General features: G+C 63.3%; 30 protein-coding genes and 1 pseudogene. 30 read left to right on the top strand and 1 reads right to left on the bottom strand.

Going from position 1 to position 19652, the window contains the following annotated elements; genetic code table 11:
- From tuf to D7Y61_RS21460, 29 genes and pseudogenes are all read left to right on the top strand, one after another.
- Positions 1 to 123: pseudogene (gene tuf / locus D7Y61_RS21600) on the top strand (elongation factor Tu); the annotation flags it as partial.
- Between the two features lie 332 nt (positions 124 to 455).
- Positions 456 to 767, top strand: a complete 312-nt coding sequence (gene rpsJ, locus D7Y61_RS21595; protein WP_005408208.1) for a 30S ribosomal protein S10 — start codon at positions 456 to 458, stop codon at positions 765 to 767.
- A gap of 11 nt (positions 768 to 778) precedes the next feature.
- Positions 779 to 1429 (top strand): 50S ribosomal protein L3, encoded by a 651-nt coding sequence (gene rplC / locus D7Y61_RS21590; protein WP_004145336.1) that lies wholly within the window; start codon positions 779 to 781, stop codon positions 1427 to 1429.
- A gap of 12 nt (positions 1430 to 1441) precedes the next feature.
- Positions 1442 to 2047 carry a 50S ribosomal protein L4 gene (rplD, locus tag D7Y61_RS21585; protein WP_004145337.1) on the top strand — a complete coding sequence of 202 codons (606 nt, stop codon included), beginning with the start codon at positions 1442 to 1444 and terminating at the stop codon, positions 2045 to 2047.
- The gene (gene rplW / locus D7Y61_RS21580) at positions 2044 to 2343 is read left to right on the top strand and encodes a 50S ribosomal protein L23 (RefSeq protein WP_004145338.1); all 300 of its coding nucleotides are present in this window, start codon (positions 2044 to 2046) and stop codon (positions 2341 to 2343) included. The genes rplD and rplW overlap by 4 nt, the downstream gene beginning before the upstream one ends.
- Before the next feature lie 10 nt (positions 2344 to 2353).
- A complete protein-coding gene (gene rplB, locus D7Y61_RS21575; protein WP_004145339.1) occupies positions 2354 to 3181 on the top strand; it encodes a 50S ribosomal protein L2 in 828 nt (275 codons plus the stop codon).
- Positions 3182 to 3187: 6 nt separating this feature from the next.
- On the top strand, positions 3188 to 3457 hold the full coding sequence (gene rpsS / locus D7Y61_RS21570) for a 30S ribosomal protein S19 (protein ID WP_004154485.1): 270 nt from the start codon (positions 3188 to 3190) through the stop codon (positions 3455 to 3457).
- A 12-nt stretch (positions 3458 to 3469) separates the two neighbouring features.
- Entirely contained in the window at positions 3470 to 3805 is a 336-nt protein-coding gene (rplV, locus tag D7Y61_RS21565; RefSeq protein WP_004145348.1) for a 50S ribosomal protein L22, read from the top strand.
- An 18-nt stretch (positions 3806 to 3823) separates the two neighbouring features.
- Positions 3824 to 4558 carry a 30S ribosomal protein S3 gene (gene rpsC, locus D7Y61_RS21560; RefSeq protein ID WP_005415414.1) on the top strand — a complete coding sequence of 245 codons (735 nt, stop codon included), beginning with the start codon at positions 3824 to 3826 and terminating at the stop codon, positions 4556 to 4558.
- A 5-nt stretch (positions 4559 to 4563) separates the two neighbouring features.
- Complete coding sequence (gene rplP, locus D7Y61_RS21555; RefSeq protein WP_004154486.1) at positions 4564 to 4977, top strand: 50S ribosomal protein L16; 414 nt, start codon at positions 4564 to 4566, stop codon at positions 4975 to 4977.
- Entirely contained in the window at positions 4977 to 5162 is a 186-nt protein-coding gene (rpmC, locus tag D7Y61_RS21550) for a 50S ribosomal protein L29 (protein ID WP_004154487.1), read from the top strand. Before rplP ends, rpmC begins: the two co-directional genes overlap by 1 nt.
- Positions 5163 to 5173: 11 nt before the next feature.
- Positions 5174 to 5443 (top strand): 30S ribosomal protein S17, encoded by a 270-nt coding sequence (gene rpsQ / locus D7Y61_RS21545; protein ID WP_004154489.1) that lies wholly within the window; start codon positions 5174 to 5176, stop codon positions 5441 to 5443.
- Positions 5444 to 5454: 11 nt separating this feature from the next.
- Positions 5455 to 5823, top strand: a complete 369-nt coding sequence (rplN, locus tag D7Y61_RS21540; RefSeq protein ID WP_004145357.1) for a 50S ribosomal protein L14 — start codon at positions 5455 to 5457, stop codon at positions 5821 to 5823.
- Between the two features lie 16 nt (positions 5824 to 5839).
- On the top strand, positions 5840 to 6157 hold the full coding sequence (rplX, locus tag D7Y61_RS21535) for a 50S ribosomal protein L24 (protein ID WP_004154490.1): 318 nt from the start codon (positions 5840 to 5842) through the stop codon (positions 6155 to 6157).
- Positions 6158 to 6168: 11 nt separating this feature from the next.
- The gene (gene rplE, locus D7Y61_RS21530) at positions 6169 to 6711 is read left to right on the top strand and encodes a 50S ribosomal protein L5 (RefSeq protein ID WP_004154491.1); all 543 of its coding nucleotides are present in this window, start codon (positions 6169 to 6171) and stop codon (positions 6709 to 6711) included.
- Between the two features lie 18 nt (positions 6712 to 6729).
- Positions 6730 to 7035, top strand: a complete 306-nt coding sequence (gene rpsN, locus D7Y61_RS21525; protein ID WP_005408209.1) for a 30S ribosomal protein S14 — start codon at positions 6730 to 6732, stop codon at positions 7033 to 7035.
- A 258-nt stretch (positions 7036 to 7293) separates the two neighbouring features.
- Entirely contained in the window at positions 7294 to 7692 is a 399-nt protein-coding gene (gene rpsH, locus D7Y61_RS21520) for a 30S ribosomal protein S8 (protein WP_005408210.1), read from the top strand.
- 18 nt (positions 7693 to 7710) lie between these two features.
- Positions 7711 to 8235 carry a 50S ribosomal protein L6 gene (rplF, locus tag D7Y61_RS21515; protein ID WP_005408211.1) on the top strand — a complete coding sequence of 175 codons (525 nt, stop codon included), beginning with the start codon at positions 7711 to 7713 and terminating at the stop codon, positions 8233 to 8235.
- 32 nt (positions 8236 to 8267) lie between these two features.
- A complete protein-coding gene (gene rplR, locus D7Y61_RS21510) occupies positions 8268 to 8621 on the top strand; it encodes a 50S ribosomal protein L18 (RefSeq protein ID WP_005408212.1) in 354 nt (117 codons plus the stop codon).
- A 161-nt stretch (positions 8622 to 8782) separates the two neighbouring features.
- Entirely contained in the window at positions 8783 to 9325 is a 543-nt protein-coding gene (gene rpsE, locus D7Y61_RS21505) for a 30S ribosomal protein S5 (RefSeq protein ID WP_005408213.1), read from the top strand.
- Positions 9318 to 9509, top strand: a complete 192-nt coding sequence (rpmD, locus tag D7Y61_RS21500) for a 50S ribosomal protein L30 (protein WP_005408214.1) — start codon at positions 9318 to 9320, stop codon at positions 9507 to 9509. The genes rpsE and rpmD overlap by 8 nt, the downstream gene beginning before the upstream one ends.
- A 6-nt stretch (positions 9510 to 9515) precedes the next feature.
- The gene (gene rplO / locus D7Y61_RS21495; protein WP_004154498.1) at positions 9516 to 9959 is read left to right on the top strand and encodes a 50S ribosomal protein L15; all 444 of its coding nucleotides are present in this window, start codon (positions 9516 to 9518) and stop codon (positions 9957 to 9959) included.
- A 7-nt stretch (positions 9960 to 9966) separates the two neighbouring features.
- Positions 9967 to 11334, top strand: coding sequence for a preprotein translocase subunit SecY (secY, locus tag D7Y61_RS21490; RefSeq protein WP_004154499.1), 1368 nt, complete (start codon positions 9967 to 9969; stop codon positions 11332 to 11334).
- A 347-nt stretch (positions 11335 to 11681) separates the two neighbouring features.
- On the top strand, positions 11682 to 12038 hold the full coding sequence (gene rpsM / locus D7Y61_RS21485; RefSeq protein ID WP_004154500.1) for a 30S ribosomal protein S13: 357 nt from the start codon (positions 11682 to 11684) through the stop codon (positions 12036 to 12038).
- An 11-nt stretch (positions 12039 to 12049) separates the two neighbouring features.
- Entirely contained in the window at positions 12050 to 12439 is a 390-nt protein-coding gene (gene rpsK, locus D7Y61_RS21480) for a 30S ribosomal protein S11 (protein WP_004145443.1), read from the top strand.
- A 15-nt stretch (positions 12440 to 12454) separates the two neighbouring features.
- Positions 12455 to 13084, top strand: coding sequence for a 30S ribosomal protein S4 (rpsD, locus tag D7Y61_RS21475; protein WP_004145446.1), 630 nt, complete (start codon positions 12455 to 12457; stop codon positions 13082 to 13084).
- 55 nt (positions 13085 to 13139) lie between these two features.
- A complete protein-coding gene (locus D7Y61_RS21470) occupies positions 13140 to 14138 on the top strand; it encodes a DNA-directed RNA polymerase subunit alpha (protein WP_005408216.1) in 999 nt (332 codons plus the stop codon).
- A 191-nt stretch (positions 14139 to 14329) separates the two neighbouring features.
- A complete protein-coding gene (gene rplQ / locus D7Y61_RS21465) occupies positions 14330 to 14713 on the top strand; it encodes a 50S ribosomal protein L17 (RefSeq protein ID WP_053519752.1) in 384 nt (127 codons plus the stop codon).
- 184 nt (positions 14714 to 14897) lie between these two features.
- Complete coding sequence (locus D7Y61_RS21460) at positions 14898 to 15404, top strand: disulfide bond formation protein B (protein ID WP_010483974.1); 507 nt, start codon at positions 14898 to 14900, stop codon at positions 15402 to 15404.
- 112 nt (positions 15405 to 15516) lie between these two features.
- On the opposite strand, the gene D7Y61_RS21455 is transcribed toward D7Y61_RS21460, so the two are convergent.
- Positions 15517 to 17637, bottom strand: a complete 2121-nt coding sequence (locus tag D7Y61_RS21455) for a TonB-dependent receptor (protein ID WP_180869235.1) — start codon at positions 17635 to 17637, stop codon at positions 15517 to 15519.
- Between the two features lie 217 nt (positions 17638 to 17854).
- Here D7Y61_RS21455 and D7Y61_RS21450 point away from each other — a divergent pair, with 217 nt between their 5' ends.
- Positions 17855 to 19246: a class II 3-deoxy-7-phosphoheptulonate synthase gene (locus tag D7Y61_RS21450; RefSeq protein ID WP_180869233.1), complete on the top strand. Its 1392-nt coding sequence runs from the start codon at positions 17855 to 17857 to the stop codon at positions 19244 to 19246.
- Positions 19247 to 19652: the final 406 nt, after the last annotated feature.

Genomic DNA, 19652 nt, shown 5'->3' with positions numbered 1-19652 from the left:
GACAACGTCAAGATGGTCGTCACCCTGATCAACCCGGTGGCAATGGACGAAGGCCTGCGCTTCGCCATCCGCGAAGGTGGCCGTACCGTCGGCGCCGGCGTGGTCTCGAAGATCATCGAGTAATCTGGTAGTATCTGCGCCCCGATGTTGCCTGGGTAGGGCATCGGGGCGTATCAAATGGGAAAGCAGGCACAGGATGTGCCTTGTGTTCCCCGGACCAGGAAGGGTCAATGCCATTCAGGCGGCGTCAACAGGCGACTGTTGACAGCTGCCTTGCGTGCCATTATGCTTCTACGTCTGGGCAGGCCTGGGAGCGGGTCTGCCTACGTTTTTGAGGTCTATGGAGTGACCTTGGCGGCCTGCAGGAGTGTGGGCCGTCCGTATTCAGGAATTTCATGGGGCAAAGCAACCCAGAGGCTTTGTCTGTCGCTCTTTTAACGAAGGAACCTACCGCCATGGCGGACCAAAAGATCCGGATCCGGCTGAAAGCGTTCGATCATCGTCTGATCGACCGTTCGGCCAGCGAGATCGTTGAAACGGCAAAGCGGACCGGCGCGCAAGTGCGTGGCCCGATCCCGCTGCCGACCAAGATCGAGCGTTACACCGTTCTCGTTTCCCCGCACGTCGACAAGGACGCGCGTGACCAGTACGAGACCCGCACGCACAAGCGCGTGCTCGATATCGTTGACCCGAATGACAAGACCGTGGACGCGCTGATGAAGCTCGAACTGGCTGCCGGCGTCGACGTTCAGATCAAGCTGACCTGAGGACTACGACCATGACGAAGAAGTATTCGTTGGGCTTCGTGGGCCGCAAGGCCGGCATGAGCCGCGTGTTCACTGAAGATGGCCGCTCCATCCCGGTGACCCTGATCGAAGCAACCCCGAACCGCATCGCGCAGATCAAGACCGTCGAAACCGACGGCTACAGCGCCGTGCAGGTGACCGTCGGTGCGCGTCGCGCTGCCCTGGTCAACAAGCCGGAAGCCGGCCACTTCGCCAAGGCGAAGGTGGAAGCGGGTCGTGGCCTGTGGGAATTCCGCGTTGAAGACGCGCAGCTCGGCGATTTCGCCGTTGGCGGCGAAGTCAAGGCGGACATCTTCGAAGTCGGCCAGATCGTCGACGTCCAGGGTGTCACCAAGGGTAAGGGCTTCCAGGGCACCATCAAGCGCCACAACTTCCGTATGGGCGATGCAACCCACGGTAACTCGCTGTCGCATCGCGCGCCGGGTTCGCTGGGTCAGCGCCAGACCCCGGGTCGTGTTTTCCCGGGCAAGAAGATGTCGGGCCACATGGGCGCGGTGCAGCAGAGCACCCAGAACCTGGAAGTGGTCAAGGTCGACGTCGAGCGCGGTCTGATCGCCGTTCGCGGCGCCGTTCCGGGCGCGGCGGGTGGCGACGTGATCGTCCGTCCGGCGAGCAAGGCATAAGGAGAGATGACGATGGAACTCGTTATCACGGGTAGCAACAACAAGGTCTCGGTCTCCGACGCCGTGTTCGGTCGCGATTTCAGCGAAGATCTGGTCCACCAGGTCGTCGTTGCCTACCGCAACGCCGGTCGCGCCGGCACCAAGGCACAGAAGACTCGCTCCGAAGTGGCTGGTACCACCAAGAAGTCGAAGAAGCAGAAGGGCGGCGGCGCGCGTCATGGCGCACTGACGGCTCCGATCTTCGTCGGCGGCGGTGTCACCTTCGCGGCCAAGCCGCGCAGCTTCGAGCAGAAGGTCAATCGCAAGCAGTACCGTGCCGCCATGTGCGCGATCCTGTCCGAGCTGAACCGTCAGGGCCGTCTGACCATCGTGGAGTCCTTCGACGTCGAAGTGACCAACACGAAGGGTCTGATCGCCAAGCTGGCCGGCCTGGAAGTGGGCAAGCGCCCGCTGATCGTCACCGAAGAAGCGTCCGAGCACCTGTACCTGTCCGCCCGCAATCTGCCGTACGTGCAGGTGCGTGACGTCCAGGGTCTGGATCCGGTCTCGCTGGTGGGTGCCGACACGGTCGTCATCACCGCTGACGCGGTCAAGAAGGTCGAGGAGTGGCTGGCATGAACAGCAACGAAAAAATCTTCAGCGTGCTGCGTGCCCCGCGTGTCTCCGAAAAGACCGCGCGCCTGCAGGAACTCTCCAACCAGTATGTCTTCGAAGTTTCGAACGAAGCCACCAAGGCCGATGTAAAGGCCGCGGTTGAGCAGCTGTTCGACGTCAAGGTCGAAGCCGTCAACGTGGTCAACGTCAAGGGCAAGAACAAGTCCTTCCGTAACCGTGCTGGCCGCCGCGGCGATTGGCGCAAGGCGTACGTTCGCCTGGCCGATGGCCAGTCGATCGATGTAACGGCCAAGGCCTGAGGTACATCCCATGCCATTGATGAAATTCAAGCCCACTTCCCCCGGCCGCCGTTCGGCCGTGCGCGTGGTCACTCCCGACCTGCACAAGGGTGCTCCGCACGCCGCGCTGGTCGAGTCGCAGAGCCGCTCGGGTGGTCGTAACCACCATGGCCGCATCACCGTGCGTCACGTCGGTGGTGGTGCCAAGCAGCACTACCGCATCATCGACTTCAAGCGCAACAAGCTGGGCATCCCGGCGCGCGTGGAACGCATCGAATACGATCCGAACCGCACCGCCCACATCGCTCTGCTGTGCTACGTCGACGGTGAGCGTCGCTACATCATCGCCCCGAAGGGCCTGAAGGCTGGTGATCAGGTGATCGCTGGTTCGGATGCTCCGATCAAGGCTGGCAACACCCTGCCGCTGCGCAACATCCCGGTCGGCACCACCATCCACTGCATCGAACTGAAGCCGGGCAAGGGCGCTCAGATCGCTCGCGCCGCTGGTGCGGCCGTGCAGCTGGTGGCTCGCGAAGGCATCTACGCCACCCTGCGCCTGCGCTCGGGTGAAATGCGCAAGGTTCCGGTCGAGTGCTGCGCCACCATCGGCGAAGTCGGCAACGACGAGCACAGCCTGGAAAAGCTGGGCAAGGCCGGTGCCAAGCGTTGGCGCGGCGTCCGCCCGACCGTTCGTGGTGCTGCCATGAACCCGGTTGACCACCCGCACGGTGGTGGTGAGGCGAAGGCCGGCCAGGGTAATCCGCATCCGGTCACCCCGTGGGGTGTCCCGACCAAGGGTTACAAGACGCGCCATAACAAGCGCACTCAGCAGTTCATCGTCCGCGATCGTAGGGGCTAATCGACCATGGCACGTTCACTCAAGAAGGGCCCGTTCGTCGATCACCACCTCGTCAAGAAGGTGGAGGCCGCTGCGGGCAGCAAGAAGCCGATCAAGACCTGGTCGCGCCGTTCGATGATCCTGCCTGACATGGTAGGCGTCACCATTGCCGTGCATAACGGCAAGAACCACATCCCGGTTCTCGTCAACGAGAACATGGTCGGCCACAAGCTCGGCGAATTTGCCATCACCCGGACCTTCAAGGGTCACGGTGGTGACAAGAAGTCGGGCAAGTAAGGAGAGATGACAATGGAAGCGAAAGCCATCCTGCGCACTGCGCGCATCTCCCCGCAGAAGGCTCGTCTGGTCGCTGACCAGGTGCGCGGTCTGCCGGCCGAACGTGCGGTCAACCTGCTGAAGTTCTCGGACAAGAAGGCTGCCCACCTGATCAAGAAGGTGGTGGAGTCGGCTATTGCAAATGCCGAGAACAACCAGGGCGCCGACGTCGACGAGCTGAAGGTTCAGACCATCATGGTTGATGAAGGTCCGACCCTGAAGCGTTTCATGGCGCGGGCGAAAGGCCGCGGTACCCGCATCCTCAAGCGCACCAGCCACATCACTGTGGTTGTGGGCGCCGCCAAGTAAGCGGATAAGGAAAAGACCATGGGTCATAAAGTTCATCCGATTGGTATCCGCCTCGGCATTTCCAAGGACTGGAACTCCAAGTGGTACGCCAACAAGGCCGAGTTCGCTGGTTACCTGGCAGCCGACCTGAAAGTGCGCGACATGCTGCGCAAGAAGCTGGCTCAGGCTGGCATCAGCAAGATCCTGATCGAGCGTCCGGCCAAGACCGCTCGCGTGACGATCCACACCGCCCGTCCGGGCGTGGTGATCGGCAAGCGCGGTGAGGACATCGAGAAGCTGCGCAAGGAAGTGAGCGAAATGATGGGCGTCCCGGCGCACATCAACGTCACCGAAGTGCGCAAGCCGGAACTGGACGCGCAGCTCGTTGCCGAGTCGATCGCCCAGCAACTGGAGCGTCGCATCATGTTCCGCCGTGCAATGAAGCGCTCGGTCGGCAATGCGATGCGCCTGGGTGCCCTGGGCATCAAGGTCAACGTGGGTGGCCGCCTCAACGGTGCAGAAATCGCCCGTTCGGAGTGGTACCGCGAAGGCCGCGTGCCGCTGCACACCCTGCGTGCCGACATCGACTATGGCTTCGCTGAAGCCAAGACGACCTACGGCATCATCGGCATCAAGGTCTGGATCTACAAGGGCGAGGTCTTCGATTTCTCCCAGGTTGGCCAGGAAAAGCAGGACGACACCCCGTCGCGCAACGATCGTCACGATCGCGGCGATCGTGGTGACCGTCAGCGCCCGGCCCGTGAAGCGAGGTAACGACAATGTTGCAACCCAAGCGAACCAAGTACCGCAAGGTACACAAGGGCCGTAACGATGGCCTGAGCTGGAGCGCCAACGCTGTCAGCTTCGGCGAATACGGCCTGAAGGCAACCGCACACGGTCAGCTGACCGCGCGTCAGATCGAAGCGGCCCGCCGCTCGATCAGCCGCTACGTCAAGCGCGGCGGCAAGATGTGGATCCGCGTGTTCCCCGACAAGCCCATCACCAAGAAGCCCATCGAAGTCCGAATGGGTTCTGGTAAGGGTAACGTGGAATACTGGGTGGCCCAGATCCAGCCCGGCCGCATGATCTATGAAATCGAGGGTGTTTCCGAGGAAGTGGCTCGCGAGGCGTTCCGCCTGGCCGCCGCCAAGCTCTCGGTCACCACCACTTTCGTGACCCGTACGGTGCGCTGATGGATATCAAAACTCTCCGTGAAAAGTCGGCTGACGAACTCAAGGCCCACCTGATCGACCTGCGTAAGGAACAGTTCTCTGTCCGTATGCAGCAGGTCACCGGCCAGCTGCCGAAGACCCACGACATTCGCCGGGTCCGTCGCGAGATTGCTCGCGTCAAGACTCTGCTCGGCAGCACGAAGTAAGGATGGCCGCTATGAGCGACAATACTGAAAAGAAGACGCTGCGCACGGTCGAAGGCCGTGTCGTCAGCAACAAGATGGACAAGACGGTTACCGTCCTGGTTGAGCGTCAGGTCAAGCACGCGCTGTACGGCAAGTACATCAAGCGCTCGACGAAGCTGCACGCCCACGATGCCGACAACGCCTGCAAGGAAGGCGATGTCGTCCGCGTGACCGAGATTGCTCCGATGTCCAAGACCAAGAACTGGCGCGTGGTGGAAGTCATCACGCGCGCGGCTGAATAAGGAGCTGAATCATGATCCAGATGCAGAGCTACCTTGACGTCGCGGACAATTCGGGTGCCAAGCAGGTGATGTGCTTCAAGGTGCTGGGTGGTTCCAAGCGCCGTTACGCCGGCATCGGCGACATCATCAAGGTCACCGTGAAGGATGCGATTCCGCGCGGCAAGGTCAAGAAGGGTGAAGTGTATGACGCCGTCGTGGTGCGTACCCGCAAGGGTGTGCGTCGCGCCGACGGCTCGCTGATCCGCTTCGACGGCAACGCTGCCGTTCTGCTGAACAGCAAGCAGGAGCCGATCGGTACCCGTATCTTCGGGCCGGTGACCCGTGAACTTCGTTCGGAGAAGTTCATGAAGATCGTCTCGCTCGCTCCCGAAGTGCTGTGAGCGACAGGAGATAATCATGGCTAACCGTATCAAGAAGGGCGACCAGGTTGTCGTCAACGCTGGCAAGGACAAGGGCAAGCAGGGCGAAGTCGTCCGCGTCGACGGCGACCGTGTGGTCGTCGCCAACGTGAACATCGTCAAGCGCCACACCAAGCCGAACCCGCAGGCAGGTGTTGCCGGCGGCGTGGTCGAGCGCGAAGCTTCGATCCATATCTCCAACGTGAATGTTCTGAACCCGGCTTCGGGCAAGGGCGAACGCGTTGGCTTCAAGGTGCTGGAGGATGGACGCAAACTGCGTGTGTTCCGCTCCAGCGGTGAGGCGCTCGACGCCTGAGGAATGAGAAGATGAGTTCCCGTCTCGAAAAGTTCTACAAGGACGAAGTGGTGCCGGCGCTGATGAAGCAGTTCGGCTACACCAATCCGATGGAAGTGCCGAAGCTGGTCAAGGTCACCCTGAACATGGGTGTCGGCGAAGCGGCCACCAACAAGAAGATCCTGGAAAACGCCGTCGGCGACATGACCAAGATTTCCGGCCAGAAGCCGGTTGTCACCAAGTCGCGTGTGTCGGTTGCGTCGTTCAAGATCCGCGATGGTTGGCCGATCGGCTGCAAGACCACGCTGCGTCGCCACAAGATGTACGAGTTCCTGGATCGCCTGATCAACATCTCGCTGCCGCGCGTGCGCGACTTCCGTGGTGTTTCTGGTCGTTCCTTCGACGGCCGCGGCAACTTCAACATGGGTGTGAAGGAGCAGATCATCTTCCCGGAAATCGACTTCGACGCCGTCGACGCGATCCGCGGTATGGATATCGCCATCACCACCACTGCGAAGACCGACGCGGAAGCGAAGGCGCTGCTGGCAGCGTTCAAGTTCCCGTTCCGTAACTGATCTGTCGAGGAAACCGAAATGGCAAAGACCTCCATGGTCAACCGCGACATCAAGCGGGAAAAGCTGGCAAAGAAGTACGCCGAAAAGCGTGCGGCTCTGAAGAAGATCGTGTCCTCCGTGGACGCGACCTACGAAGAGAAGATCGACGCCGCAACCAAGCTGGCCAAGCTGCCGCGCGATTCGTCGCCGAGCCGTCAGCGCAACCGTTGCGAGCTGTCGGGTCGTCCGCGTGGCGTCTACAGCAAGTTCGGCCTCGGCCGTAACAAGCTGCGTGAAGCCACCATGCGCGGCGACGTCCCGGGTCTGCGCAAGGCCAGCTGGTAATCCCAGCCGGCCCTGCGATCAGGAGCCCCTCCGGGGGTTCCTGAACCGGGCAGGGGAGGCATTCAGCCTTCCCGACGCAAAAAAACCGAAGAGCCCGGCGCAAGCCGGGCTCTTTTGGCGTATACTCTCGCGTCTTGCCCTGTGCAAACGGGGTTGTAGGAGTGGGCTTCCGGCCCGCTGCATCAAGGGACCTGGCCCGTTTCCAGGAGACAACAGATTTTCGCGAAAGCGGATATCGGTGCACTCAAAGGTACTCATATGAGCATGACTGATCCCATCGCCGACCTGCTGGTCCGCATCAAGAATGCGGCCGCGGTTGGCAAGCAGACGGTGAAAGCCCCGTCGTCCAAGATCAAGGTTGCGATCGCCCAGGTCCTGAAGGACGAGGGTTACATCACCGACCTGCGCGTGACCCAGCTGGAAAACAACAAGTCCGAGCTGGAAATCGTGCTGAAGTATTTCGAAGGCAAGCCGGTCATCGCGACCCTGAAGCGCTTCTCGCGTTCGGGCCTGCGCCAGTACCGCGGCAAGAGCGAGCTGCCGAAGGTCATGAACGGCCTGGGTATCTCCATCATTTCCACCTCCAAGGGCATCATGACTGATGCGCAGGCGCGCCAGCTGGGCGTCGGCGGCGAAGTCCTGTGCTTCGTGGCCTAAGGCGAAAGGAGTAGAACTATGTCCCGCGTAGCCAAGAAGCCGATCGACCTGGGTAAGGTTGAACTGAACGTCCAGTCGGACAGCGTCACCGCCAAGGGCCCGAAGGGCACCCTGTCGCTGGCCAAGCCGGCCGGTATTGCCATCAACGTCGACAACGGCGTTGCCACCCTGAGCACCGAGAACGCCGATCTGGTCGCACTGACCGGTACCGTGCGTGCGATCCTGTCCAACATGGTCAAGGGCGTGTCCGAAGGCTTCGAGCGCAAGCTGGAGCTGGTCGGCGTGGGTTACCGCGCTGCCATGCAGGGCAAGGACCTGAGCCTGTCCCTGGGCTTCTCGCACCCGGTCGTGTTCGTGGCGCCGGAAGGCATCACCCTGTCGACCCCGACCCAGACCGAGATCCTGGTCCAGGGCGCTGACAAGCAGGTCGTCGGTGAAGTTGCCGCCAAGATCCGTGCGTTCCGCAAGCCGGAGCCGTACAAGGGCAAGGGCGTGAAGTACTCCGACGAAGTCATCATCCGTAAGGAAGCCAAGAAGGCCTAATTAGGCGCTTCCGCTTTCAAAGGAAAAACATCATGAACAAGAACATCGCCCGCCTGCGTCGCGCCAAGTCGACCCGCGCCCACATCCGTGAGCTCGGCGTCGCCCGCCTGTCGGTGCTGCGCACCGGCCAGCACCTGTACGCCCAGGTCTTCACCGCCGACGGTTCCAAGGTGCTGGCTGCCGCCAACACCACCCAGACCGACGTCATGGAAGGTCTGAAGAACGGCAAGAACGCCGATGCCGCCGCCAAGGTCGGCCGTATCGTCGCTGAGCGCGCCAAGGCCGCCGGCGTCGAGAAGGTTGCCTTCGATCGTTCGGGCTACCGCTACCATGGCCGCATCAAGGCCCTGGCAGAAGCCGCCCGCGAAGCCGGCCTGCAGTTCTAAGGGATAAGGGCAGGGGACCTGTGGTCTCCTGCCCGCCTGCTCGCCCGCCTGAGTGAGGCGGGACGGCGCCACTCTTCTGCAGTGGTCCACCGGAACAACGCGACATTCCACAACCATAAGCGGCCTCGAGCCGTACATACCCAAACAACCAAGGAATCAACATGGCAGAAGAGCGTCAGCAGCGGGGTCGCGATCGCGACCGTAACCGCGAAGAGAAGATCGACGACGGCATGATCGAAAAGCTGGTCGCGGTCAACCGCGTCAGCAAGACCGTCAAGGGTGGCCGCCAGTTCACCTTCACCGCCCTGACCGTGGTCGGCGACGGCGAAGGCAAGGTCGGTTTCGGTTATGGCAAGGCCCGCGAAGTGCCGGTCGCCATCCAGAAGTCGATGGAACAGGCCCGCAAGAACCTGGTCAGCGTTGACCTGAACAACGGCACCCTGTGGCACACCATCAAGGATGGTCACGGCGCAGCCCGCGTGTTCATGCAGCCGGCTTCGGAAGGTACCGGCGTCATCGCCGGCGGTGCCATGCGCGCCGTGCTGGAAGCGGTTGGCGTGAAGAACGTGCTGGCCAAGGCCACCGGTTCGCGCAACCCGATCAACCTGGTGCGTGCCACCGTGAAGGGCCTGTCTGCTGCGCAGTCGCCGGCCCGCATCGCGGCCAAGCGCGGCAAGAAGGTGGAGGAACTCAACCATGGCTAATGAGTCCAACAAGACTGTCAAGGTCCGCCTGGTGCGTGGCCTGCGTGGCACCCAGTCGCGTCACCGCCTGTCGGTGCGTGCCCTGGGCCTGAACAAGCTCAACGATGTGCGTGAACTGAAGGACAGCCCGCAGGTGCGCGGCCTGATCAACAAGGTTCAGTACCTCGTCCAGGTTGAGGAGTAATCGACCATGACTCTGCGTCTCAATGAACTGAGCCCGGCACCGGGCGCCCGCACCGAGCGTACCCGCGTCGGTCGCGGTATCGGCTCGGGCCTGGGCAAGACTGCCGGCCGCGGCCACAAGGGTTCGTTCGCCCGCAAGGGTGGCGGCAAGATCAAGGCTGGCTTCGAAGGCGGCCAGACCCCCATGCAGCGTCGTCTGCCGAAGATCGGCTTCCGTTCGCCGATCGCCAAGGACACCGCTGAAGTGCTGCTGTACGCGCTGGACAAGCTGCCGGCCGGTGAGATCGACTTCGCCGCCCTGCGTGCTGCCAAGCTGGTCCCGAGCACCGCAAAGAAGGCCAAGGTCGTCGTCAAGGGCGAAGTGACCAAGGCGTTCACCCTGAAGGGTATTGCTGCCACGGCGGGTGCCAAGGCCGCGATCGAAGCTGCCGGCGGCAGCGTAACGGAGTAAGAAAATCATGGCGCAAGCTGGCATCGGTAACCTCGCGGGCGGAATGGGCAAGTTCACTGAACTTCGCCAACGTTTGCTGTTCGTCGTCGGGGCTTTGATCGTCTATCGCATCGGCTGCTACGTGCCGGTGCCGGGCGTCAATCCCGATGCCATGCTTGCCATGATGCAACAGCAGGGCGGCGGCATCGTGGACATGTTCAACATGTTCTCGGGCGGCGCCCTGCACCGTTTCAGCATCTTCGCGCTGAACGTGATGCCGTACATCTCGGCATCGATCGTGATGCAGCTGGCCGTGCACATCTTCCCCGCCTTGAAGGCGATGCAGAAGGAAGGTGAATCCGGCCGCCGCAAGATCACCCAGTATTCGCGCATCGGCGCCGTGCTGCTGGCGGTGGTGCAGGGCGGCTCGATCGCGCTGGCCCTGCAGGGCCAGGTCTCGCCGTCGGGCGCTCCGGTCGTGTACGCACCGGGCATGGGCTTCGTGCTCACCGCCGTGGTCGCGCTGACCGCCGGCACCATGTTCCTGATGTGGGTCGGTGAGCAGGTCACCGAGCGCGGCATCGGCAACGGCGTGTCGCTGATCATCTTCGCTGGTATCGTCGCCGGCCTGCCGGGTGCGGTCATCCACACCTTCGACGCCTACCGCGACGGCAACATCCAGTTCATCCAGCTGCTGCTGATCGCCATTGTCGTGCTCGCCTTCACCTTCTTCGTGGTGTTCGTCGAGCGTGGCCAGCGCCGGATCACGGTCAATTACGCACGCCGTCAGGGCGGTCGCAACGCGTACATGAACCAGACCTCGTTCCTGCCGCTGAAGCTCAACATGGCCGGCGTCATCCCGGCGATCTTCGCCTCGAGCCTGCTGGCGTTCCCGGCCACGCTGGCCATGTGGTCCGGCCAGGCCGCCAACCAGAGCAGCTTCGGCCAGATCCTGCAGAAGGTCGCCAATGCGCTGGGCCCGGGCGAGCCGCTGCACATGATCGTGTTTGCAGCATTGATCACCGGTTTCGCGTTCTTCTATACCGCGCTGGTGTTCAACTCGCAGGAAACCGCCGACAACCTGAAGAAGTCGGGCGCGCTGATTCCGGGCATCCGTCCGGGCAAGGCGACCGCCGATTACATCGACGGCGTGCTGACCCGCCTGACCGCAGCGGGTTCGGCCTACCTGGTGATCGTCTGCCTGCTGCCGGAACTGATGCGCACGCAGCTGAACGCCTCGTTCTACTTCGGCGGTACTTCGCTGCTGATCGTGGTGGTGGTGGTGATGGACTTCATCGCCCAGGTGCAGGCGCACCTGATGTCCCACCAGTACGAGAGCCTGCTGAAGAAGGCCAACCTGAAGGGCGGCAACCGCGGCGGTTTTGCCCGCGGCTGATTGGCCTGTTATACTTTCGTCTTCCTGACGTGATGGTCCCTCCGCTTCGCGGACTCCGGCCACACAAACGAAGGGCGGCCCCCGCAGCGGTTCCGGGTGGGGGTGTGATGAGGTGGTCCCGCGCTGGAGTAGCGCGGGCGGCCCTGGGGGAATCCCCAGGTCCAACCCCATCCGGCGCCGGAGCCTGGGCACACTCCCCAGGCCGGGTTCATGAAACCAATGGTTTCACGGGCTTCCATGTAAACCGGAACCTTGTTAGTATCGCTAGTTCACTTTTTTGATCCATCCTGCCGGATTGGCGTGCCCGAGGCGCGCTGTCGGCCATCACTCAGCTGGAGAACCGCGTCATGGCGCGTATTGCAGGCGTCAACCTGCCAGCCCAGAAGCACGTCTGGGTCGGGTTGCAAAGCATTTACGGCATCGGCCGTACCCGTTCGAAGAAGGTCTGCGAAGTCGCAGGCGTTGCTTCGACCACCAAGATCCGCGATCTGTCGGAGCCGGAAATCGAGCGCCTGCGCGCCGAAGTCGGCAAGTACATCGTGGAAGGCGATCTGCGCCGTGAAATCGGCATCGCGATCAAGCGCCTGATGGACCTGGGCTGCTACCGCGGCCTGCGTCACCGTCGTGGCCTCCCGCTGCGTGGCCAGCGCACCCGTACCAACGCCCGCACCCGCAAGGGTCCGCGCAAGGCGATCAAGAAGTAAGGGACTGAGAAATGGCTAAGCCCGCTGCTAAGACCAAGAAGAAGATCAAGCGCGTCGTCACCGACGGCGTTGCCCACGTCCACGCTTCGTTCAACAATACCATCGTCACCATCACCGACCGCCAGGGCAACGCTCTGTCGTGGGCGACCTCCGGTGGCGCTGGCTTCCGCGGTTCGCGCAAGTCGACCCCGTTCGCTGCCCAGGTGGCTGCTGAAAAGGCCGGTCGTGCTGCGCTGGACTACGGCGTGAAGTCGCTGGAAGTCCGCATCAAGGGCCCGGGTCCGGGCCGTGAGTCGGCCGTGCGTTCGTTGAACAACGTCGGCTACAAGATCACCAACATCATCGACGTGACGCCTATCCCGCACAACGGGTGCCGTCCGCCGAAGAAGCGTCGCGTCTAAAGGGAGCGATAAGAAATGGCTCGTTATATCGGTCCTACCTGTAAGCTCGCCCGTCGCGAAGGCGCCGACCTGTCCCTGAAGAGCCCGGCGCGTGCGCTGGACTCCAAGTGCAAGCTGGAGCAGAAGCCCGGCCAGCACGGCGCCACTGCCCGCAAGGGCAAGCTGTCCGACTACGCCACCCAGCTGCGTGAAAAGCAGAAGGTCAAGCGTATCTACGGCCTGCTGGAGCGTCAGTTCCGCAACTACTACAAGAAGGCCTCGACCAAGAAGGGCAACACCGGCGAGAACCTGCTGCAGCTGCTGGAAACCCGCCTGGACAACGTCGTCTACCGCATGGGCTTCGCCGTGACCCGTCCGGCTGCCCGTCAGCTGGTGTCGCACCGCGGCGTCACCGTGAATGGCAAGTCGGTCAACCTGGCTTCGTACCAGGTCAAGGCTGGCGACGCCATCGCCCTGTCTGAAAAGGCTGCCAAGCAGCTGCGCGTCCAGGAAGCCCTGACCGTTGCCGCCCAGCATGACCTGAGCCCGTCGTGGGTTGAAGTGGATTCCGGCAAGTTCACCGGCATCTTCAAGGCTGTTCCGGATCGTTCGGATCTGCCTGCGGACATCAACGAAGCGCTGATCGTCGAGCTGTATTCGAAGTAATTCACATTGGAGAGCCCCCGGCGACGGCCGGGGGTTCACTAGGAGAACCCGCAACATGACGGTTACCGCCAACCAGGTTCTGCGTCCTCGCGGTCCGCAGATCGAACGCCTTACCGACACCCGTGCAAAGGTCGTTATCGAACCTTTGGAGCGGGGTTACGGGCATACGCTGGGTAATGCCCTGCGTCGCGTGCTGCTGTCGTCCATCCCGGGCTTCGCCATCACGGAAGTCGAAATCGACGGCGTGTTGCATGAGTACACCACGGTCGAAGGTCTGCAGGAGGACGTGCTCGAAGTCCTGCTGAACCTCAAGGACGTGGCCATCCGTATGCACTCCGGCGACAGCGCCACCCTGTCCCTGTCCAAGCAGGGCCCGGGCGTTGTCACCGCTGCCGACATCAAGGTCGACCACAACGTGGAGATCCTGAACGGCGACCATGTGATCTGCCACCTGACCAAGGACACGGCAATCAACATGCGTCTGAAGATCGAACGTGGTTTCGGCTACCAGCCGGCTGCCGCGCGTCGTCGTCCGGACGAAGAAACCCGTGCCATCGGCCGTCTGGTCCTGGATGCCTCGTTCTCGCCGGTCCGCCGCGTCGCCTATGCCGTGGAAGCGGCCCGCGTCGAACAGCGTACCGACCTGGACAAGCTGGTCATCGATATCGAGACCAACGGCACCATCGATGCCGAGGAAGCCGTGCGCACCGCCGCCGACATCCTCAGCGACCAGCTGTCGGTGTTCGGTGACTTCACCCACCGCGACCGCGGTGCGGCCAAGCCGGCCAACAACGGCGTGGATCCGGTGCTGCTGCGCCCGATCGACGATCTGGAGCTGACCGTGCGTTCGGCCAACTGCCTGAAGGCTGAAAGCATCTACTACATCGGCGATCTGATCCAGAAGACCGAAGTGGAGCTGCTGAAGACCCCGAACCTGGGCAAGAAGTCGCTCACCGAGATCAAGGAAGTGCTGGCTCAGCGCGGCCTGTCGCTCGGCATGAAGCTGGAGAACTGGCCGCCGGCCGGCGTCGCCAGTCACGGCATGCTGGGCTGATATCGGTAATGCCTGGAGGCTCCACCGGCAACGGTGGAGCCTTCAACGCAACACAACATGCCACGACGAACCGAAGGTTCGCGCGGCAGGTCGTCCAGGACGGGCGGCCAGGACCATCCGCAGTCCGCGCAGCAACGCCAGGATGGCGACAACGATCCGCACAGCCTCATCATTAACCAAGGAATATCACCATGCGTCACCAGAAGTCTGGCCGTAAGTTCAGCCGCACCAGCGCCCACCGCGAAGCGATGTTCAAGAACATGGCTGCCTCGCTGTTCAAGCACGAGCTGATCAAGACCACCCTGCCGAAGGCCAAGGAACTGCGCCGCGTTGCCGAGCCGCTGATCACCCTGGCCAAGGTCGACTCCGTCGCCAACCGCCGTCTGGCCTTCGCCCGCCTGCGCGACAACGAAGCCGTGGGCAACCTGTTCACCATCCTGGGCCCGCGCTACGCGAACCGTCCGGGCGGCTACCTGCGCCTGCTGAAGTGCGGCTTCCGCGCCGGCGACAACGCGCCGATGGCTTACGTCGAGCTGGTCGACCGTCCGGCCGTGGCCGAGGAAGTGGCCGAGTAATCGGACTGCTCCAATGCGACACAGCAAAAGCCCGGCAACTGCCGGGCTTTTGCGTATAGGGGCCGGATTCCGTTCCTGCGGAACGGCCTCCAACCCACACCGTTCCGACAGGCGTCACCTGTGGCGGTTCGAATGGCACGCACTCTCGGTTACGCTTGGCGCCTGATCCATTCGAGCGTTGACGATGAATCCACTGCGCTGGCCCTTCCGCGCCCAGTTCTTCCTGGGCTTCCTGATCTGCGCAGGCCTGCTCGGCTACGCCATCTTCCTGCAGTTGAAGATGGGCCTGGAGCCGTGTCCGTTGTGCATCTTCCAGCGTTTGGCGTTCGCTGCGCTGGGCCTGCTGTTCCTGATCGGTGCGCTGCACGGGCCGTCCAACCGCCCCGGCCGGGCGACCTATGGCGTGCTGGCCTTCATTGCCGCGGCAGTGGGTGTCGGCATCGCCGCGCGCCACGTCTACGTGCAGATGCTGCCGCCGGAAATGGGTTCCACCTGTGGCCCGCCGCTGGCCTTCCTGAGTGAGACCATGGGGCCGCTGGAAGTGTTCCGCACGGTGCTGACCGGTACCGGCAACTGCGGCAACATCGACTGGACGTTCCTGGGCCTGACCATGCCGATGTGGTCGGGCGTGTGGTTCGTGCTGCTGGCGCTGTGGGCGCTGGTGGTGTCGCTGCGCAAGGTCAAGCGCTGAACGTAGCCATGCATGGCGTGGCTCTACTGGGTAGTGCCGGCCGCTGGCCGGCAACCCTTGGGACGGTGTGGTCCCATACGAATGCCGGTCAGCGGCCTACCACGGTCCGTCCTCAGAAGTCCTGCTGCAGGCTCAGGTAGGCGCCGCGGCGCGGTCCCCATTGCGGGGCGAACACACCCACACCGCCACCGTCGCGCAGCTGGTAGCTGCGGTCCAGCGCATTGATCACCGCCAGCTGCACATGCAGCGGATGCCCACTGTCGGCGTTGAAGTCATGGCCTGCGCTGAGATTGACCTGCAGGTACGACGGCAGCTCGCCGCCGTTGGGCACGCCCTCGATGTCCGAACGCAGGCCGCTGCCGAACACGTAGTTGGCGCCGACCCGATTGTGCCCGGCGAAGGCGTAGCTGAGCCCACCGGACGACGTCAGCTTCTGGTCGTGGTCGAGGTGGATCCAGTGGTTGGCCACATAGGCCAGCGCGTCCGGATCGAGGTTGTACTGGCCGGTGATGACCTGGGTGCCGATGGCCTTGTTCAGAGCGGCATTGAAGTAGGCACTGAAAGGACCGTTGCTGTAGTCGGCACTGAACTCCAGGCCGCGGATATGGCCGCGGCGGTAATTGAACGTCGAGTAGATGTAGGCGGCGCCGAACTGGCCTTCGTCCTGCAGGCGCGCGACATGGCGGTCGTACGCGTCCAGGCCCAGGGTCAGGTGTTCGCCCAGCTGCTGCGAGACGCCGATGTCGTAGTAGTCGCTGCGTTCGGCCAGTGGCGTGTTGTTGCCGCCGCTCGGCTGCTGGTTGGTGGTGCCGTCGTACAGGGCGATATCGCTGCTGGCGATCAGCTCACTGGCCGGTGGCGTGAAGTAGCGTGAATAGCCGGCGTGCACGGTGGTGCTGTCGCTGGCATTCCAGACCACGCCCACGCGCGGGCTCAGCCGGCCCTCGGTGTGGCCGAAGGCCTTGTAGCGGTCGCCACGCAGGCCGTAGTTCACGGTCCAGTCGTCGCCGAGCTTCCATTCGTCCTGCGCGTACAACGCCAGCGTGCTGGCATGGAACGCGCTGCGATCAGGAATCTGCAGCGGTGTGGTGCTGGACTGCTGGCCGGCATCATCAACCGGGAACACCCAGCTGTTGTTGCTGGCCCGCGCGTTCTCGTAATTGCCGTACAGGCCGTAGCGCAGCGTGTGGTCTTTGCCCAGTGGGGTGGAGAAGTCGGCCTGCAGCGTGTTGGCGCGGTTGCTGCGCTGGACCTGGGAGGCGACGCCGCTGAACACCAGGTCGCCGACGATATCGGGATTGAAGCCTACATCGCTGTAGCGCTGCCCGGCAGAGACCTGGTAAGCGGTGCTGCCCAGCGTGCCCTGCAGCACCAGCATGCCGAAGCGGGTGGTCTCGCGTTGGGTTTGATCCAGCTGGCTGGAATCGAAGGTGGTGGTGTCCAGGTAGCCGAACTGCGGCGTCTGGCCCGGGTTGACCGGAATCTGGAAGCGGTTGTTGGCGAAGCCGGCGAACACGCTCAGGCGGGTGTTGTCGTTGACCAGGTAGGTCAGGTCGGCGAAGGCCTTGCCCTGGTGGGTGTCGTCATGAAGGGGCTTTCGCGAAGCGGTGGGATTCTCCAGGCCAATCTCGTTCTGGTCGTAGTTGCCGGTCAGGAACCAGCTCCAGCGCCCCTGGTTACCCCACCAGGAGGCATTCGGATTGATCTTGCCGAACGAGCCTGTGGTGAGTCCGGCGCTGCCGCCATTGCCGAGCTCGGCGCCACTGCGGGTGGTGATATCGACCACCGCAGCGGTGCGTTCGCCGAACTGCGCCGGCAGCGCGCCGTCCATCAGGCGGATGCTCTTGATGGTGCGGGCATCCAGCGTCTGGCCGAAGCCCGAGATCGATTCGGGCAGCAGTACGCCGTTGATGCGGTACTGCAGGTTGGCGTGGTCGCCACGCACATGCACGCCGCCATAGGAGTCCTGGACCACGCCCGGAGCCTGCAGCAGCACCTGGCTGAGTGGCGCGGAGGCACCCAGCGGCTGCTTCTGGATGTCCTCGGCGGTGATCTGGTACTGGCTGCTGCCGATGTCCGGCGACAGCGCATTGCGGGCCTGGTCGAGCTGGGCGTGGACGGTGACCGTGTCGAAGTCCTTCACCAGGGCGGTATCGGCAGCTGCGGCGAGGGAGGGCAGGCTGGCCAGGGCCAGGGCGAAGGTGATGCCGGTAGCAAGCAGGGAGGGCTTCATGGCGGATAGGCTGTGGAAGGGGCCAATGGGGATTGAGTGTTACTTCGTAACAGTTCGTGGCGAATCATGCGCCTGTCCGGGTGGCCGTGGGCATGCGGTTTCTGGCCGATCGCGATGCCCTTTCCCCGGTGTTCAGTCATGTGCAGACGGCGTTCGGCCCTTTGCGACAGCGGTCGGCTCTGCGACCATGAACGTCCCCCACCTCCGGAAGTCTGCAATGAGCCTGTCCGCCGTTTCGCCTGTTCCCGATCCTGCCGCGACCGCCGCCGGCGCTGCCTGGTCGCCGGAGAGCTGGCGTGGCAAGACCGCGCTGCAGATGCCGACCTATCCGGACCCGGTGGCGCTGGACGCCGCCCTGCACGAGCTGAAGCGGCTGCCGCCGCTGGTCACGTCGTGGGAGATCCTGGCGCTGAAGCAGCAGCTGGCCGAGGCCCAGGAGGGCAAGCGCTTCCTGCTGCAGGGCGGCGACTGCGCCGAGAATTTCAGCGACTGCGAATCGGGCACCATCTCCAACCGGCTGAAGGTGCTGTTGCAGATGAGCCTGGTGCTGGTGCATGGCCTGCGCCAGCCGGTGATCCGCGTCGGCCGTTTCGCCGGCCAGTATGCCAAGCCGCGTTCGGCCGACACCGAGACCCGCGACGGCGTGACGCTGCCGAGCTACCGCGGCGATGTGATCAACGCGCCGGCCTTCACCGAGGCGGCACGCCTGCCAGACCCGAAGCGGATGCTGCAGGCGCACGCACATTCGGCGATGACGATGAACTTCGTGCGGGCGCTGATCGATGGTGGTTTCGCCGATCTGCACCACCCCGAGTACTGGAACCTGGAGTGGGTGCGGCATTCACCGTTGGCGGTCGACTACCAGAAGATGGTGGCGTCGATTGGCGATGCCGTGCACTTCATGGAGACCCTGGCCGGGGCCCGCGTGCACAACCTCAACCGCATCGATTTCTACACCTCGCACGAGGCGTTGCTGCTGCCCTACGAGCAGGCGCTGACCCGTCAGGTACCGCGCCAGCAGGGCTGGTTGAACCTGAGCACGCATTACCCGTGGATCGGCATGCGCACGGCCGCGCTCGATGGCGCGCACGTGGAGTACCTGCGTGGCGTGCGCAATCCGATTGCAATCAAGGTGGGCCCGTCGGTGACGCCGGACCAGCTGCTGCGCCTGATCGATGTGCTCAACCCGCATGACGAGCCGGGTCGACTGAGCTTCATCCACCGCATGGGTGCAGCGCAGATTGCCGAGAAGCTGCCGCCGCTGCTGGATGCGGTCAAGCGTGATGGCCGCCGCGTGCTGTGGGTGTGTGATGCGATGCATGGCAACACCGAAAGCACCGCCAATGGCTTCAAGACGCGGCGCTTTGACAATGTGCGTGGCGAAGTGGAGATGTCGTTCGATCTGCATGCGGCCGCGGGCACGCGCTTGGGCGGCGTGCACCTTGAGCTGACCGGCGAGGACGTGACCGAATGCACCGGTGGCGCGCGCGAACTGACCGAGCGTGACCTGGAGCGTGCGTACCGCTCGACGGTGGACCCGCGGTTGAACTATGAGCAGTCGCTGGAGATCGCGATGGCGATCGTACGCAAGCAGGAGCAGGTGCGGTAAGGGTTTTTCGGCAGGGCTTGCAGCCCTGCACCTGCTGCAGTCAACGTCAACGTCAACGTCAACAGAGCGGGCATTCCGTGGGTTGGCGAGGCGGTGTCGGAGTGCGGGGACGCCGCAAGTACGTCCATGTAGGCTTGGCAGCCGCATCCATGCGGCTGACACCCCGCACTCCGACACCGCCCCGCCTCTGACAGATTCCGGCGGCTGTTGGTAGGTGTCGACCTTGGTCGACACGGTAGATCCACGCTATGCGTGGATGAATTTCCAATGGAATCGAATATTTCGATATCTGAGATTTGAGCCGAGCATGGCTCGGCTCTACAGAAGAGCGAACAGATCGCGGAAATCTGTCAAAGGCGGGGTGGGTCCGGTTGCGGGGGCGTGAGCCGCATGGATGCGGCGACCG

The sequence above is a fragment of the Stenotrophomonas maltophilia genome, assembly GCF_013464485.1.
Taxonomy (GTDB): Bacteria; Pseudomonadota; Gammaproteobacteria; order Xanthomonadales; family Xanthomonadaceae; genus Stenotrophomonas; species Stenotrophomonas maltophilia_AW.
This window is presented reverse-complemented; position numbering and strand designations above follow the sequence as displayed.